1 protein-coding gene and 1 pseudogene are annotated in these 942 nt (G+C 62.5%); both read right to left on the bottom strand.

The genetic code is table 11. The features are described 5' to 3' along the window. Window positions 1–479: pseudogene (locus G7A99_RS21480) on the bottom strand (ammonium transporter); the annotation flags it as partial. Window positions 480–518: 39 nt separating this feature from the next. Beyond that, window positions 519–857, bottom strand: coding sequence for a P-II family nitrogen regulator (locus G7A99_RS21475; RefSeq protein WP_018719682.1), 339 nt, complete (start codon window positions 855–857; stop codon window positions 519–521). Window positions 858–942 lie beyond the last annotated feature (85 nt).

The following is a 942-nucleotide window of genomic DNA, read 5'->3' as shown; positions in this document are numbered from 1 at the left end:
CCGCCCCAGGTCCAGGCACCCTCCATGGGGTAGATGAAGCCGGTCATGACGACCGCGAAACCGAGGAAGACCCAGAGCTTCATGCGCTCGGCCACCGCACCGGAGACGATGGACATGGCGGTGGCGACGAACACCACCTGGAAGAAGAAGTCCGAGGCGTCGGCGTACACCGAGTCGCCGTTGAACCCGGACTCGGCGGAGGCGGCGAGCGTTTTCTGGACGTAGTCGGGTCCGCCCGCGATGCCGGAGAGGAAGATATCGCCGCCGTACATGATCGCGTAGCCGCAGATCAGGTACATGATGCAGGCGACGGCGTACAGCGCCATGTTCTTGGTCAGGATCTCGGCGGTGTTCTTCGCCCGCACCAGCCCCGACTCGAGCATCGCGAAGCCGGCGGCCATCCACATGACCAGGGCACCGCAGACGAGGAAGTAGAAGGTATCGATAGCGTACTGAAGCTCAAAGATCTGATTTTCCACGATCAGGCCTCCATTCGGTTATTCGTGTGACGCCGCCGGTCAGAGCGCGTCCTTGCCCGACTCACCCGTGCGGATACGGATGGCCTGTTCCAGCGGAAAGACGAAGATCTTGCCGTCGCCGATCTTGCCGGTATTGGCGGCCTTGGCCACCGCCTCCACGGCCTGATCGACGAGGGCGTCGTCGAGGGCGACCTCGATCTTCATCTTGGGGAGGAAGTCCACGACGTACTCCGCGCCGCGATAGAGCTCGGTGTGGCCCTTCTGACGCCCGAAGCCCTTGACCTCGGTGACAGTGATGCCGCGCACCCCGATGTCGGAGAGCGCCTCGCGAACGTCGTCCAGCCTGAACGGCTTGATAATGGCAGTGAGCAGCTTCATTGCAGTTCTCCTGAGAATGCGCCGGCGAATCCGGCACTGCGCAACACTCACACCGCCATAAGCAGAGCCCGTGCCAACTTGATTT

It is taken from the genome of Arhodomonas sp. KWT (assembly GCF_010993615.1).
The sequence above is the reverse complement of the archived record's forward strand: the minus strand, read 5'-3'. Positions and strand labels throughout refer to the sequence as shown.